Source organism: Amycolatopsis sp. NBC_01488, from assembly GCF_036227105.1.
Taxonomy (GTDB): domain Bacteria; phylum Actinomycetota; class Actinomycetes; order Mycobacteriales; family Pseudonocardiaceae; genus Amycolatopsis.
Map to the genome: position 1 here is coordinate 7,184,322 of NZ_CP109434.1, position 12,961 is coordinate 7,197,282.

Below are 12,961 nucleotides of genomic sequence, written 5' to 3' on the forward strand. Positions count from 1 at the left end.
GCGTCCAAGACCCTTTCCGCTCGCTGTGATACCCGCAGGGCATTACGCTGGTGCCGTGCCCGCGACCACGTTCCTGTTCGTGCCCGGCGACCGCCCCGACCGCTTCGGCAAGGCCGCGGCGAGCGGCGCCGACGTCGTGCTCCTGGACCTCGAGGACGCCGTCGCCCCGGCGGCCAAGGACGCCGCGCGCACCCACGTCGAGAGCTGGCTCGAGCACCACCGCGCCATGGTCCGGATCAACGCCCCGGGCACGCCCTGGTTCGACGCCGACGTGGCCATGGTGACCGCCCGCGGAATCCCGGTGATGGTGCCGAAAGCGGAAACGCCCGGCGTGCTCGCGGGGTTCCGCGAAGTCGTGGCCCTCGTCGAAACCGCGCGTGGCGTCGAACGCGCCGGTGAGCTGGCCACCGTCCCGTCGGTGACGCGCCTGGCGTTCGGCAGCGTCGACCTCGCTGCGGAGCTCGGCGTCGCGCCCGAAGATCCGGAGCCGTTCGCCTACGCGCGTTCGCGGCTGGTGATCGCGTCGGCGGCCGCGGGGCTGGCGCCGCCGGTGGACGGCGTCACCACGGACCTGCGCGACGACGAGCGCCTGACCGCCGACGTCCGCTACGCCCGCCGGCTGGGCTTCGGTGGCAAGCTGTGCGTGCACCCGCGTCAGATCGCCCCGGTCCGCGCGGGCTTCGCGCCGAGCGAGGCCGAGCGGGAGTGGGCCCGGCGAGTGCTCACGGCGGGGGCGTCGGCGTCCACTGTGGACGGCCGGATGGTGGACAAGCCGGTGCTCGCCAGGGCCCGCCGGATCCTGGGCGAGTGAGGGCCCACCGGGTGGCGCTGCGCCGGCTGAAGTCCGGCGACGACGAGTTCCGCTTCCAGCTGAACCGCAGCGCGCTCGGCGAGTACGTCTACGACCGGCTCGGGTTCGTCGAGACCGGCCGTCCGCGAGCGCACAAGATCGCGATGCGCTACACGGCGCCCTGACGCCGCAACGCTTCCCCGTCGAAGCCGAACTCCGCCAGCACCGCGTCGGTGTGCTCGCCCAGCGACGGCACCGGATCCATCCGCGGCGCGCGGCCGGGCATCGTGATCGGCGGCAGCGTGGCCCGGATCGGGCCGCCCGGCGTCGAGACGTCCGCGAAGCGAGCGCGCGCCGTCAGCTGCGGGTGCGCCAGAACGTCCGGCAGCTCGCGGCGGCGCGCGTGCGCGATCCGGCCCCGGCGAAGCCGCGACTCCAGCTCAGCGCCGGTCAGTCGCGCGAAGATCGCGTCGATCTCCCGTTCCAGATCCGCGCGGTGGGCGACGCGGGCGCTGCCGGTGGCGAACCGCTCGTCGGTCACCCACTCCGGCCGTTCGACGGCGTGCTCGCAGAACGCCGCCCATTCCCGTTCGTTCTGCACCGCCAGCACCAGCTCGGTCCCGTCGCCCGCGGTGAAGGTGCCGTACGGCGCGATCGCCGGGTGGCTGGTGCCGGTGCGCGGCGGGGGCGTGCCGCCGTAGCCGGCGTAGTAAAGGGGGAACCCCATCCACTCGACCAGCGAGTCGAACAGGCTGACCTCCAGCTCGGTGCCGTGCCCGGTGCGTTCGCGGTCGTAGAGCGCGGAAAGGATGCCAGAGAACGCGTACATGCCGGCGCCGATGTCCGCCGCCGGGATGCCGCTCTTGGCCGGCTCGGTCGCGGACCCCGTCACCGAGACCAGACCGGCTTCCGACTGGATGAGCAGGTCGTACGCCTTCGCGTCGCGGTAGGGGCCGCTCGAGCCGTAGCCCGACACCGAGCACGTGATCAGCCGGGGCCGCGAGGCGCGGATCGCCGCCGCCCCGAGACCGAGCCGCTCGGCGACGCCGGGTGCGAAGTTCTGCACGAACACGTCGGCCCGGTCCAGCAGGGCCGCCAGCACCGGCGCCGCGGCGTCGCTCTTCAGGTCCAGCGTCACGCTCTCCTTGGACCGGTTCAGCCAGACGAAGTGACTGGACTGACCGTGGACGGTTTCGTCGTAGGCGCGGGCGAAATCCCCGCTGCCCGGCCGCTCGGTCTTGACCACCCGGGCGCCGAGGTCGGCCAGGTGCCGGGTGGCCAGCGGCGCGGCGACCGCCTGTTCGCAGGACACGACCGTGACGCCGTCGAGGGGCAGGGAGCGCATGGCCGCATCCTGCCACCCGGGGTCGGACCGCGCGGGCGATGGCGATGTTCCCGGCCAGTCGCTCGCCGGTCTCGTAGACCAGGTACTCGCGACCGTGGTACGTGCCGAAGCTCGAGGCCGCTAGCGCGGCACCACCGCGAACCGCCGCAGCCTCAGCGCCGGGTTCTTCGTCCGCACCTCGCTGATCCGCTCCCAGGACACCTCGCCCACGGCCACGCCGGCCTGCTCCCCGAGCGACGTGACGACGACGCCCATCGGGTCGACGAGCATGCTGGTGCCCGACCCGGTCGGCGCGGACTGGCCCGCCGCGGCGACGTAGAGCGTGTTCTCGATCGCGCGGGCGCGGATCAGCGTGCTCCAGTGGTACTCCTTCAGCGGCCCGGGCACCCATTCCGCCGGCAGCAGCACGACGTGGGCGCCCGCGTCCGCGAGCCGGCGCGTGACTTCGGGGAAGCGCAGGTCGTAACAGGTCTGGAGGCCGAAGCGGACGCCGTCGACCTCGAACGTCTCCGGCTCGGTGATCTCGCCGGCGCGCACGACGTCGGACTCGCGGAAGCCGAACGCGTCGTACAGGTGGATCTTGCGGTACCGCGCTGTCACGCCGCCTGGGCCGGCTGCGACCAGCGTGTTCGAGATCCGGGAACCGTCGAGGCGCTCGTTCATGCCGCCGACGATCGTGACGCCCCGCGCTGCGGCGAGCGAGCGCAGGCCCGTGACGAACTCGCCGTCGAGCGCCTCGGCGGAGTCGACGAACCGGTGGTCCATCGCCGGGACCGTGAACATCGCGTACTCGGGCAGCACCACCACCCGGGCGCCGCGGTCGGCCGCGTCGCCCACCAGCTTCGTGATCAGCGCGAGGTTGGCGGCCTTGTCGTCGCCGGGCGCGAACTGCGCGAGAGCCACGTGCGTCATGCGATTTCCTTCCGGGGCGGATCGGGCATGCGGTCGAGCTTGCCGAGCACGACCGTGTAGCAGAAGATCCCGGCGAGCAGCACCACGCCGGTCACGAGGAACGCGCCGGCGAAGGAGCCAGTCACGTCCACGACGGCACCGGTCACGATCGGCGCGGCGATGCCGATCATGTTGGCCACGAAGTTGACCAGCCCGCCGAGCGTGCCGGAACAGCCTTCCGGTGCGATGACCGCGACGATGCTCGAACCGGCGGGCACCGACACGGCGAGCCCGGCGGCGCCGACCGACAGGAACACCAGCGCCACCGCGACCGAACCGGCGTAGGCGGCGCCGGCCACCGAAAGCGAGACCAGCATGCTCGTCACGAGCACGATCCGGCGCGCCTTCGTCTCGTTGCCGGTGCGGGCGATCAGCCGGTCCAGCACGATCCCGCCGACGAGGAACTGGGCGAGCACCGCGACCAGCCACGGGATCATCGTGTAGAAGCCGCCCGCCAGGAGCTTCACGCCGAACTGCTTCTCCAGGTAGCCGGGCAGCCAGGTCAGCAGCACGTAGTACGCGTAGGTGTAGGACGCGTACCCGAGCGCGAGGCCCCAGGTCTTGCGGCGGCGCAGCAGGTGACCCAGCCCGGTGAGGGAACTGGGTGTCGGCGCGTCTTCGTCGTCCGCGCCGCCCTCGCGCAGGTACGCGAACTCCTCGGGCGACAGCCGCCCGCGGGCCAGTGCCTGTTTCGGCGTCAGGTACAGCAGCCACCAGACGAGCAGGTAGCCGACGCTCAGGACGCCGGTGAAGACGAACGCCGCGTGCCAGCTGAACGCCGTCACGAGGAAGGCCATCACCGGGATGCCGAGGACGTTGGAGATCTTGGCGCAGCCGTCGAAGATCGCGGTGGCGCGGCCGCGTTCGGACCGCGGGAACCACTGCCCGATCGCCTTCCAGCCCGCCGGGATGGTGGGCGCCTCGCCGAAGCCGAGCACCAGGCGCGAGCACAGGAGCAGGCCGAGGCCGCCCGCCGACGCCGTCAGGAACGACGCGATCGCCCACAGGACGGCGGCGGCGCGGTTGACCCAGCGGACGCCGATCCGGTCGATGATCGCGCCGATCGGCAGCTGCAGCACCGCGTACGTCCAGAGGAACGCCGACGCCACGACGCCGAGCTGAGCCGCGCTGAGGTGGAACTCGCGCATCATCTCGGGCCCGGCGATGGACAGGTTGACGCGGTCGACGTAGTTGACGAACGAGCCGACGCCGAGCACGCCGGCGATCGCCCAGCGCGTGCGGCCGACGGTGCGGCTCTTCGTCCGCTCCGCGGTCGTCATCGGGCCTGCTTCGCGAGCGACGTGGTCTCCTCGAAGGCCGCGGTGAGCCCGGCGGCGAGCGCGCCGTGCTGCATGGTCAGCGCGAGCTGCCCGGCGCCGTGGGCGAGGGCGAACTCCTTCTCCGCCCGGCTCCACGCGGGCAGGACCCACGGCTTCCCGGCCGCGCGGGCCGCGTCGGCGACGCGCTCCAGGTCGGCGAAGTCGCCGGGCCCGCGGGTGTAGGCACCCCGCTCGCGCCGCAGCGAGAGGTCCGACGGGCCGACGAAGACGCCGTCCACGGTGTCGAGCGCGAGGATCTCGGCGATGTCCTCGAGCGCGCCGGCGTCCTCGATCATCGGCAGGCAGCGGGTGCCGCGGTCCTGCTCGGCGACCCACTCGTCGGTGAAGCCGCGGTAGCCGGTGGTCCGGCCACCCGCGAAGCTGCGGTCGCCCAGCGGCGGGAACTTCGCGAACGCCGTGACGGCCTTGGCGTGGGCCGCGTTCTCGACGTGCGGGATGACGACCGCGTCGGCGCCGAAGTCGAGGGCCTGCTGGATCGGGCCGCGCTCGGGGCCGAGGACCTTGGCCAGCACCTCCAGGCCGAGCGCGCGCAGGAACGGGACGAACCGCTCGAGGTCGGCCAGGTCGAACGCGCCGTGCTCGATGTCGAGGACGGCGGCGCCGTAGCCGATCCCGCGGGCGATCTCGGCCGCCGCGAACGAGGGATCGGAGAGCCAGACGGCGTAGCGCCGGTCGGCGGGGACTGGGGACATCGGGAACCTCCTGCGCACGGACGACGGTAGCTCCGGTCGTTGTGTGCACCGTGTATACACGATGGATATCGGTGGGTCCAGACGCTAAGCTGGCCCCCGGACGACGAGGGGAGCGGCATGACGACCAGCGCACCGGCCGGGCCGGCGCGGGACCGCGTGTACGCCTGGCTGCGCGACGGGATCATCGCGGGCGAGCTCGAAGGGGGCCGGTTCCTCGACGAGCAGTGGGTGTCGGGCGTGGTCGGGGTGTCCCGGACGCCGGTCCGCGAGGCGTTCCACCGCCTGGAGGCCGAGCGCTTCATCAGCCTCCTGCCGCGCAAGGGCGCGCAGGTCCGCACGGTCACCGCGCGCGAGCTCGAGGAGGTTTACCAGAGCAGGCGGCTGATCGAGGGCCACGCGATCGCGGAGGTCTGCGCGGTCCGGGCCGGAGCGCCCGCGGAGATGGCCGGCCTGATCGAGGAGATGGACCGCGCCGGGAGGGCCCGCGACTGGTTCGCGGTGTCCGGCCTGGACCGCTCGTTCCACCGCGCGATCGTCAACGCGGCGGGCAACTCCGTGCTGACCGAGCTGTACGACACGCTGCGCTCGCGGCAGCAGCGGGTCGCCGTGCGGGCGCTGGAGGCCCGGCCGGAGCGGCTGCCGGTGATCGACGCCGAACACCGCGCCCTGGTGGCGGCGCTGGACGCGCACGACGCCGAAGAGGCGCTGAGGATCCTCAACCAGCACCTGCGCCCGGTGTCGGAAGTGGTCTCGGCGCTCGACCGCGGCTGATCCCACCCGCAGCGGTACCGGCCACCCGAATGATAGGAATGGCCGGTGACCGAACCGAACCTGATCGAAGCCGCCGCGGCCGAGGCCGTCACGCTGACCAGCGAGCTCATCCGCATCGACACGACCAACACCGGCGACCCCGACACGCTGGTCGGCGAGCGGGCGGCGGCCGAGTACGTCGCGGAGAAGCTGACCGACGCCGGCTACGAGATCACGTACGTCGAGTCGGGCGGGAAGAACCGGCACAACGTGATCGTCCGGCTCGAAGGCGCCGACCGGTCCAGGGGTGGGCTGCTCATCCACGGCCACCTCGACGCCGTGCCCGCCGACCCGTCCGAATGGTCGGTCCACCCGTTCTCGGGCGCGATCCAGGACGACTACGTCTGGGGCCGCGGCGCGGTCGACATGAAGGACATGTGCGGGATGGCGCTCGCGCTGGCCCGCCACTACAAGCTGCACAACGTCGTCCCTCCGCGCGACCTCGTCTTCGCCTTCCTCGCGGACGAAGAAGCAGGCGGCAAGTACGGCGCGCAGTGGCTCGTCGAGAACCGGCCCGACCTCTTCGAGGGCGTCACCGAGGCGATCAGCGAGGTCGGCGGCTTCTCCATCACACTCAAGGACGACGTCCGCGCCTACCTGATCGAGACGGCGGAGAAGGGCATCCGCTGGATGAAGCTGCGTGTGCGCGGCACGGCCGGGCACGGCTCGATGATCCACCGCGACAACGCGGTGACGAAGCTGGCCGAGGCCGTGGCGAAGCTCGGCAACCACCGCTTCCCGCTGGTGCTCACCGACTCCGTGAAGGAGTTCCTGGCCGGCGTCACCGAGATCACCGGCTGGGACTTCCCCGAGGACGACCTCGAGGGCTCGGTCGCCAAGCTGGGCAACATCTCCCGGATGATCGGTGCGACCCTGCGCGACACCGCCAACCCGACGATGCTCACCGCCGGGTACAAGTCGAACGTCATCCCGTCGGTCGCCGAAGCCGCCGTGGACTGCCGGATCCTGCCGGGGCGCCTCGAGGCCTTCGACCGCGAGCTCGACGAGCTGCTCGGCCCGGACATCGAGAAGGAGTGGATGGAGCTCCCGCCGGTCGAGACGACGTTCGACGGCGCCATCGTCGACGCCATGACCGCCGCCGTGCTCGCCGAGGATCCGGGCGCGAAGACGTTGCCGTACATGCTTTCCGGCGGGACCGACGCGAAGTCGTTCCAGGACCTCGGCATCCGCAACTTCGGGTTCGCGCCGCTCAAGCTGCCGGCCGACCTCGACTTCTCCGCGCTCTTCCACGGCGTCGACGAGCGGGTCCCGGTCGAGGCGCTGAAGTTCGGCACCCGCGTGCTGGACCGGTTCCTGCGCACGTCCTGATGACCGCGTTCGCGCTCGCCGACGGCACGTCCCTGCAGGTGGTCCGCAGGGGCGATCCGGGCGCGCCGGTGACCGTCGTGTTCGTCCACGGCTATGCGCTCGACCAGCGCAGCTGGGGCCGGATCGCGCCGCTGGTGCCGGACGCGGCCGACGGGCCGGTGGCCGTGCTGACCTACGACCAGCGCGGCCACGGCGGCTCGGGGCGGGCGCGGCGCGGCACCGCGACGATGGCGCAGCTCGGCGACGACCTCGCCGAGCTGCTGGCGGGCGAGGTCCCGGCCGGCCGGGTGGTGCTGGTCGGGCACGACATGGGCGGCCTGGCGATCATGTCGCTGTCGCAGCGGCACCCGGAGCTGTTCGCGGCGCGGGTTTCGGGGCTGGTGCTGCTCGCGACGTCGTCGGGCAAGCTGGCCACCGAGGTGTCGGCGACCTGGCCGAACGCGCTGGGGAAGCTGGCCCGCGACCTCGAGGCGGTGCTCGGTTCGAAGCTCTTCGGCGTGGTCCGGGAGCACACGAGCCGGGCGGTCAGCGCGGGCCTGCGGTGGTGGCTCTTCGGCGACGACCCGGACCCGGAGCTGGTCGAGCTGACCGTGAAGATGATCCGCGGCAACTGGCCGCACACGGTCTCGCTGTTCCGCCCGGCGCTGGACGCCTACGCGCGCGAGGCGGCATTGACGCAGGTGAGCGGCCTGCCGGTGACGGCGATCGTGGGGGAGCGGGACCGGATCGTCCGCGCCGCCGACGTCGAGCAGTGGGTCGGCGGCCTCGACAGCGGGACGGCCGTGGTACTGCCCGGCGTGGGGCACGTCGTGCCGCTGGAAGCCGCGCCGCAGGTGCTGCCGCGCGTCGTCGCGCTGGTCAACGCCTCGTACCGACAAGATGAGAGTTCTTGACAACTACTCTTTTCGGCTCGATGCTGGGCGCATGTTCTCCGTGACGGTGATCGAAGACGCGTCGGCGGCCGAGGTGTCGCTGGACCCGGTGCGGGCCCGGTTGCTGGCCGAACTGGCCGAGCCCGCCTCGGCGACCATGCTGGCCGCGCGCGTCGACCTGCCGCGCCAGAAGGTCAACTACCACCTGCGGACCCTCGAGGCCCACGGCCTGGTGGAGCTGGTCGAGGAGCGGCGGAAGGGCAACGTCACCGAACGGATGATGCGCGCGACGGCGTCGTCGTACGTCATCTCGCCGACGGCGCTGGCCGCGGTGCAGCCCGACCCGGCCCAGTCGCCCGACCGGCTTTCGGCGCGTTGGCTGCTTGCCGTCGCGGGCCGGCTCGTGCGGGACGTCGGCCTGCTGATCACCGGCGCCGCGAAGGCTCGGCAGCGGGTCGCGACCTTCGCGCTCGACGGCGAGGTCCGGTTCGCCTCCGCCGCCGACCGCGCCGCGTTCGCCGAAGAGCTGACGACGGCGCTCACCACGCTGGTCGGGAAGTACCACGACGAGACGGCCGAAAAGGGCCGCCAGTACCGGGTGGTCGTCGCCGTCCACCCCGCCGTTCCCGAGGAGACCGCCCATGGGGCATGAGTTCGAGCGCACCGACACCGCGGCGGTCGACGCCACGCCGGAGCAGCTGTGGGAAGCCATCGCGACCGGGCCCGGCATCGACTCGTGGTTCATGGGCCGCAACGAGGTCGAGGGCGGGACGGGCGGCGTCGTCCGCGGCGCGTTCGGCGGCTACCGGCCGGAGTACCGGATCCGCGAGTGGGACCCGCTGGAAAAGCTGGTCTACGGCAGCGACCTCGCGTCGGACGGCCGGACGATCGCCTACGAGTTCCTGATCGAGGGCCGCGCGGGCGGCAGCTCGGTGATCCGCTGCGTGACCAGCGGCTTCCTGCCCGGCGACGACTGGGCGGACGAGTTCGAGGCGATGGCCGCCGGCGGCGAGATGTTCTTCCGCACGCTCGTCGAGTACGTCACCCACTTCGCCGGCCGCGTCGCGGTGCCGGTCACGGCGTTCGGCCCGCCGGTGGGGGACTGGGCCGGGGCGTGGACCCGGCTCGGCTGGGCGCTGGGCCTGTCTTCGCGACCCGCCGAGGGCGACCGGGTGCGGATCTCGCTCGACGGCCGCGCGCCCGCGGAAGGTGTCGTCTACGCGGTCAACGATCAGACGGCGGGCGTGCGGACCACGGACGCGATGATCCGGTTCCTGCGCGGCTTCCACGGCCCGATGGTCGCGGCCCACCACGTCTTCACCCCGGGCGCGGACGCCGAGGCCGAGGAGAAGGCTTGGGGCGACTGGCTGAACCGCGTGTTCGGGTGAGCGGTGGGCTGAAGGTGCTCTTCAGCCCCTCACGTCGGCAGCCCGGCCGGCAGGCTCTCCTTCGTTTTCTTGCGGCGCAGCCAGACCCGGCGCGTGCCGTCGGCGTAGAGCCGCACGGTGCGCAGTTCCCAGCCCGCGAACTCCGCGTGGATGGAGAGCTGGATCGCCGCCGCACGCCGGGACACGCCCGGGGGGAGGTGCAGACGGCGATACTCCCAATCCCCTTCGACCACCGCCTCGCTGACCGCTGTCATGGCTGGATCACCTGGGTCCCTTCTCCGGCGGCCGAGCCGACGAACACCCGGCCGCTCTTCTCGTCCACCCCGACCGAGTCCGGCTGGCGCACGGTGGGGAACCGGTACTTCTCGACGGGCTCGCCGCCGCGGACGTCGAACCCGACCACTTCGTTGCGCCCGGTGAGCGTCACCCAGGCCAGGCTCCGCTGAGCGTCGTAGGCGATCCCGTACGCGCCCCCGGCCACCGGGTAGCGCTGCCGCAGGATCAGCGGGTCGGCCGAGAACGCCAGCAGGGCCCCCGCCCGCGCGTCCGTCACCAGCACCCGCCCGTAGGAGTCCGCCACGGCGTTCGCGGCCCCGTCGCCGGCGCGCAGGCCCTCGTTGACCTTCCCGGCGGCGACGTCGACCGAGAACACCGCCGTCCGCAGCCGATCCAGGACCACGACACCCTTCCCGGTGTCGACGACGTCGTCGGCGCTGTAGAGCTGCCCGCCGATCGTCCGCGCCGGACCGGTGGCCGGCAGCACCTGGATGTCCTTCGCCGCCCCCATCGCGACCAGCCGGCCGGCACCGTAGGCGATGCTCGACGCCGGCTGCCCGCCCGTCTTCGTCTCGGTCAGCTTCCGGTCCGGCAACGTCAGCTGCTGCACCACACCCTGAGCCGGCTCCGCGATCTCGACCCGCCCCGCCGACACGGTCAGCCTCTCCGCCGTGCCGTATAACGGCATATTCACCGGCGGAGACGCGAGCGCGTTCAGGTCGTACAACCGCAAAGACGGCGGCTGAGCGAGGGCCACGACCAGCGTTCCCTGCGCCACGGCGAGAGCCGTGACGGATCCGGTGGCGAGCACCTGACCGGCGGGCTTCACGGTCACGGCGGGGGAGACCGCCGGCTTCGCCGCCACCGGGTTCGCGACGATCTGCAGGTCGTCGCTGTCGGACTTGGCCGACGAGCAGCCCGAGAGCGCCAGGACACCGGCGAGCGGGATCGCGATCCACGACACGGCGGCGAACCGACGCACGTTGCGGCCTCCAGGTGTCCCTCGACGGACGGTCTCCACCAGCATCCTCCACGATCGTCTTGCCGTCACGTGCATGTCACCCAACAGACACCTAGTGCGGCCACCGCTCCGGGTAGCCGACGTCGATCGCGCTGACGTCGTCGAGCGCCGAGCGGATCGCCGGGGGCAGGGTGATCTCCTCCGCCGTCAGCGAGCCGGTGAGCTGACCGGTGTCCCGGGCGCCCACGACCGGGGCGACGACGCCCGGCCGGTCGCGGACCCAGGCGAGCGCCACGGCCAGCGGCGACGTGCCGAGCCCGTCGGCGGCGGTCGCGACCGCCTGCACGATCCGGGCGGCGCGGTCGGTCCGGTGGTGCTCGACGTAGCCGGCGTACGCGCTGTTCGCGCCGCGGGAGTCGGCGGGCGTGCCGGTGCGGTACTTGCCCGTCAGCACGCCGCGGCCGAGCGGTGCCCAGGGCAGCAGCCCGATGCCGTGGTGCTCGGCGGCCGGGACGACCTCGCGGTCCACCCCGCGTTCCAGCAGCGAGTACTCGACCTGGGTGGAGACGATCGGCGCGACCGCGGCGGCGCCGGCGGCGGCCGTTGCCAGCTGCCAGCCCGCGTAGTTCGAGACGCCGACGTAGCGGGCTTTCCCGCTGGTCACGGCGTACTCCAGGGTGGCGAGGGTCTCGGCGATCGGCACGCAGGTGTCCCAGGCGTGCAGCTGCCACAGGTCGACGTGGTCGGTGCCGAGCCGCTTCAGCGAGCCGTCGAGCGCGGTGAGCAGGGCGCCGCGGGAGGCGCCGCCGCCGAACGGGCCGTCGGTGCGCCGGGCGACCGCCTTGGTCGCGAGGACGACGTCGTCGCGCGGCACCAGGTCACCGAGCAGCGAGCCGAGCACCCGCTCGCTCTCGCCCTCGCCGTAGATGTCGGCCGTGTCCACCAGGGTGCCCCCGGCGTCGACGAAGGCGACCAGCTGGCTGGCCGCTTCCTCCGCGTCGGTGTCGCCACCCCAGGTCATGGTGCCGAGCGCCATCCGCGAGACGCGCAGTCCCGAGCGGCCGAGCAGTCGCTTTTCCACGACCGCCGAGCCTAGTGGGCCCCCCCGTCCGGACCTGACCAAGGTGAGTCGTGTCGCGGTCAAGGGCCCCCGTTAGGGTCTGGCATCGTGCGAATCGGACTCAACCTCGGCTACTGGGGAGCGGGGAACGACCCCGCGAACCTGGCGCTGGCGGGGCAGGCGGACGAGCTGGGCTACGCGGTCGTGTGGGCGGCGGAGGCGTACGGCTCGGACGCGGTGACCGTGCTGACCTGGATCGCGGCGCGGACGTCGCGGATCGACGTCGGCGCCGCCGTGCTGCAGATCCCGGCCCGGACGCCGGCGATGACCGCGATGACCGCGGCGACCCTCGACACGCTCTCGGGCGGCCGGTTCCGGCTGGGCCTGGGCGTGTCCGGCCCGCAGGTGTCCGAGGGCTGGCACGGCGTGCGGTTCAGCTCGCCGGTCGGCCGCACCCGCGAGTACGCCTCGATCGTGCGCTCGGCGTTGCGGCGGGAGCGGGTGCGGTTCGAGGGCGAGCACTTCACGCTGCCGCTGCCGGACGGCCCGGGCAAGGCGCTGCGGCTGACCGTCCGGCCCGCGCGCAAGCACATCCCGCTCTACCTGGCCGCGATCGGCCCGAAGAACCTCGAGCTGACCGGCGAGATCGCCGATGGCTGGCTGCCGGTGTTCTTCTCGCCGGCGCACGCGGGGGAGCAGCTGGCGCACCTGCGGGCCGGCGCGGAGCGGGCCGGGCGCAGCCTGGACGGCTTCGACGTCGCCCCGAGCGTGCCGCTGGTGCCCGGCGACGACTGGCGGGCCTGCGCGGACGCCGTCCGCGGGTACGCGGCGCTCTACCTCGGCGGGATGGGGAGCAGGGAGAAGAACTTCTACAACCGGCTGGCCTGCCGGATGGGCTTCGAGGCCGAAGCCGCCGACGTACAGGAGAAGTACCTGGCCGGCGACCGGGCGGGGGCGATGGCGGCGGTGCCGCTGGAGTTCCTCGACGCGACGTCGCTGCTGGGCCCGAAGGAACGGATAGCGGAGAAGATGACCGAATACGCCGAAGCCGGCGTGACGACCCTGTCGGTGTCGCCGTACACCGACGACGCGGCGGCCGCGCTGCGCACCGCCGTCGAGGCGCTCGAGACAGCGGGGGTGGCCTGAC

At 72.8% G+C, this 12,961-nt stretch carries 15 protein-coding genes; 8 read left to right on the forward strand and 7 right to left on the reverse strand.

Annotated features, from left to right (window positions below; translation table 11 throughout):
- Positions 1–55: 55 nt before the first annotated feature.
- Both OG738_RS34000 and OG738_RS34005 read left to right on the forward strand, forming a co-directional pair.
- Positions 56–811, forward strand: a complete 756-nt coding sequence (locus OG738_RS34000) for an HpcH/HpaI aldolase/citrate lyase family protein (RefSeq protein WP_329047244.1) — start codon at positions 56–58, stop codon at positions 809–811.
- On the forward strand, positions 808–975 hold the full coding sequence (locus OG738_RS34005) for a hypothetical protein (RefSeq protein ID WP_329047245.1): 168 nt from the start codon (positions 808–810) through the stop codon (positions 973–975). The genes OG738_RS34000 and OG738_RS34005 overlap by 4 nt, the downstream gene beginning before the upstream one ends.
- On the opposite strand, the gene OG738_RS34010 is transcribed toward OG738_RS34005, so the two are convergent.
- The 4 genes from OG738_RS34010 to OG738_RS34025 form a co-directional block, all read right to left on the reverse strand.
- Positions 960–2,135 carry a CaiB/BaiF CoA transferase family protein gene (locus OG738_RS34010; protein WP_329047246.1) on the reverse strand — a complete coding sequence of 392 codons (1,176 nt, stop codon included), beginning with the start codon at positions 2,133–2,135 and terminating at the stop codon, positions 960–962. The two genes, OG738_RS34005 and OG738_RS34010, sit on opposite strands and share 16 nt — an antisense overlap.
- Before the next feature lie 120 nt (positions 2,136–2,255).
- Entirely contained in the window at positions 2,256–3,047 is a 792-nt protein-coding gene (locus tag OG738_RS34015; RefSeq protein WP_329047247.1) for a carbon-nitrogen hydrolase family protein, read from the reverse strand.
- Positions 3,044–4,366, reverse strand: coding sequence for an MFS transporter (locus OG738_RS34020; protein ID WP_329047248.1), 1,323 nt, complete (start codon positions 4,364–4,366; stop codon positions 3,044–3,046). Before OG738_RS34020 ends, OG738_RS34015 begins: the two co-directional genes overlap by 4 nt.
- Entirely contained in the window at positions 4,363–5,118 is a 756-nt protein-coding gene (locus OG738_RS34025; RefSeq protein ID WP_329047249.1) for an HpcH/HpaI aldolase family protein, read from the reverse strand. Before OG738_RS34025 ends, OG738_RS34020 begins: the two co-directional genes overlap by 4 nt.
- A gap of 117 nt (positions 5,119–5,235) precedes the next feature.
- Between OG738_RS34025 and OG738_RS34030 the strand changes: the two genes are divergently transcribed.
- Genes OG738_RS34030 through OG738_RS34050 form a run of 5 tightly spaced genes read left to right on the forward strand, consistent with a single transcriptional unit; the run spans position 5,236 to position 9,517 of the window.
- On the forward strand, positions 5,236–5,889 hold the full coding sequence (locus OG738_RS34030) for a GntR family transcriptional regulator (protein ID WP_329047250.1): 654 nt from the start codon (positions 5,236–5,238) through the stop codon (positions 5,887–5,889).
- Positions 5,890–5,934: 45 nt separating this feature from the next.
- Positions 5,935–7,257: a M20/M25/M40 family metallo-hydrolase gene (locus tag OG738_RS34035; protein ID WP_329047251.1), complete on the forward strand. Its 1,323-nt coding sequence runs from the start codon at positions 5,935–5,937 to the stop codon at positions 7,255–7,257.
- Positions 7,257–8,150 carry an alpha/beta fold hydrolase gene (locus OG738_RS34040; protein ID WP_329047252.1) on the forward strand — a complete coding sequence of 298 codons (894 nt, stop codon included), beginning with the start codon at positions 7,257–7,259 and terminating at the stop codon, positions 8,148–8,150. The genes OG738_RS34035 and OG738_RS34040 overlap by 1 nt, the downstream gene beginning before the upstream one ends.
- Positions 8,151–8,181: 31 nt before the next feature.
- Positions 8,182–8,781 (forward strand): ArsR/SmtB family transcription factor, encoded by a 600-nt coding sequence (locus tag OG738_RS34045; RefSeq protein WP_329047253.1) that lies wholly within the window; start codon positions 8,182–8,184, stop codon positions 8,779–8,781.
- Positions 8,771–9,517, forward strand: a complete 747-nt coding sequence (locus tag OG738_RS34050; RefSeq protein WP_329047254.1) for an SRPBCC family protein — start codon at positions 8,771–8,773, stop codon at positions 9,515–9,517. The genes OG738_RS34045 and OG738_RS34050 overlap by 11 nt, the downstream gene beginning before the upstream one ends.
- Positions 9,518–9,546: 29 nt before the next feature.
- Here the strand turns inward: OG738_RS34050 and OG738_RS34055 are convergent, their stop codons facing one another.
- From OG738_RS34055 to OG738_RS34065, 3 genes are all read right to left on the reverse strand, one after another.
- A complete protein-coding gene (locus OG738_RS34055; RefSeq protein ID WP_329047255.1) occupies positions 9,547–9,771 on the reverse strand; it encodes a DUF5703 family protein in 225 nt (74 codons plus the stop codon).
- On the reverse strand, positions 9,768–10,775 hold the full coding sequence (locus tag OG738_RS34060; protein ID WP_329047256.1) for a YncE family protein: 1,008 nt from the start codon (positions 10,773–10,775) through the stop codon (positions 9,768–9,770). Before OG738_RS34060 ends, OG738_RS34055 begins: the two co-directional genes overlap by 4 nt.
- Positions 10,776–10,866: 91 nt before the next feature.
- Positions 10,867–11,835, reverse strand: coding sequence for an aldo/keto reductase (locus OG738_RS34065; protein WP_329047257.1), 969 nt, complete (start codon positions 11,833–11,835; stop codon positions 10,867–10,869).
- Positions 11,836–11,922: 87 nt separating this feature from the next.
- Here OG738_RS34065 and OG738_RS34070 point away from each other — a divergent pair, with 87 nt between their 5' ends.
- Positions 11,923–12,960 carry an LLM class F420-dependent oxidoreductase gene (locus OG738_RS34070; protein WP_329047258.1) on the forward strand — a complete coding sequence of 346 codons (1,038 nt, stop codon included), beginning with the start codon at positions 11,923–11,925 and terminating at the stop codon, positions 12,958–12,960.
- Position 12,961: the final 1 nt, after the last annotated feature.

What these genes read in the sequence shown, in the direction of transcription:
- OG738_RS34015 (WP_329047247.1), bottom strand. Translation starts at nt 3,047, where the DNA reads ATGACGCACGTGGCTCTCGCGCAGTTCGCGCCCGGCGACGACAAGGCC.
- OG738_RS34040 (WP_329047252.1), top strand. Translation starts at nt 7,257, where the DNA reads ATGACCGCGTTCGCGCTCGCCGACGGCACGTCCCTGCAGGTGGTCCGC.
- OG738_RS34020 (WP_329047248.1), bottom strand. Translation starts at nt 4,366, where the DNA reads ATGACGACCGCGGAGCGGACGAAGAGCCGCACCGTCGGCCGCACGCGC.
- OG738_RS34030 (WP_329047250.1), top strand. Translation starts at nt 5,236, where the DNA reads ATGACGACCAGCGCACCGGCCGGGCCGGCGCGGGACCGCGTGTACGCC.
- OG738_RS34010 (WP_329047246.1), bottom strand. Translation starts at nt 2,135, where the DNA reads ATGCGCTCCCTGCCCCTCGACGGCGTCACGGTCGTGTCCTGCGAACAG.
- OG738_RS34025 (WP_329047249.1), bottom strand. Translation starts at nt 5,118, where the DNA reads ATGTCCCCAGTCCCCGCCGACCGGCGCTACGCCGTCTGGCTCTCCGAT.
- OG738_RS34055 (WP_329047255.1), bottom strand. Translation starts at nt 9,771, where the DNA reads ATGACAGCGGTCAGCGAGGCGGTGGTCGAAGGGGATTGGGAGTATCGC.
- OG738_RS34050 (WP_329047254.1), top strand. Translation starts at nt 8,771, where the DNA reads ATGGGGCATGAGTTCGAGCGCACCGACACCGCGGCGGTCGACGCCACG.
- OG738_RS34045 (WP_329047253.1), top strand. Translation starts at nt 8,182, where the DNA reads ATGTTCTCCGTGACGGTGATCGAAGACGCGTCGGCGGCCGAGGTGTCG.